Source organism: Desulfosporosinus burensis (genome assembly GCF_054657535.1).
In genome coordinates, this window is the sequence record NZ_BAAHYN010000076.1 from 1 (window position 1) to 598 (window position 598).

At 47.8% G+C, this 598-nt stretch carries 1 protein-coding gene and 1 pseudogene; both read left to right on the plus strand.

The genetic code is table 11. The features are described from left to right. A partial coding sequence (locus ACYQ3Q_RS28455; protein WP_459931744.1) for a HEAT repeat domain-containing protein occupies positions 1-240 on the plus strand: 240 nt, incomplete at its 5' end. Further along, positions 237-598, plus strand: a pseudogene (locus ACYQ3Q_RS28460) (methylaspartate mutase subunit E); the annotation flags it as partial. The gene ACYQ3Q_RS28455 and the pseudogene ACYQ3Q_RS28460, both read left to right, overlap by 4 nt.

The following is a 598-nucleotide window of genomic DNA, read 5'->3' on the forward strand; positions in this document are numbered from 1 at the left end:
GCCTTAGGACAGATAGGAAATAAAGCAGCTGTGTTTTCGTTAATCCAATTGCTGCGAGATCCGGTGGTTGGGGTGAGGGAAATGGCTGCTCAAGCACTGGGGGAAATGGGAGCTGTCCCAGCTGTCAAAGAATTATTAAGAGTGGCCGAGGATTACGGAGAGTCGATTAATGTCAGAGAGCGAGCTCGGGGGGCAGTTCGAAAGATCGAAAGTCGTAGTGGGGAGGGCTTTTCCTCATGATCAATAAACGTCTCGAAATTGATAAATTTAAAGCCCAACGACAAGAGGTTCTCAAGCAATGGCCAACTGGGGAAGGGGTTAATTTAGAAGAAGTTGTCACCTATCATAAGGCCATGCCTAGAGAGAAAGTTTTTGCGGAAGTGTTAGCTAAAGCTAAAGCGGAAGGACGAACCCTGGCTCAACCCCGGGCTGGAGTCGCTTTAATCAATGAACATATCGAGATGCTCAAATACCTTCAGGATGAGGGCGGAGCCGATTTATTGCCCACGACCATCGATACCTTGACCAGACAAAACCGCTATCAGGAAGCTGAAAAGGGGATCGAAGAAGGTAAAATAGCCGGACATTCCATGCTTAC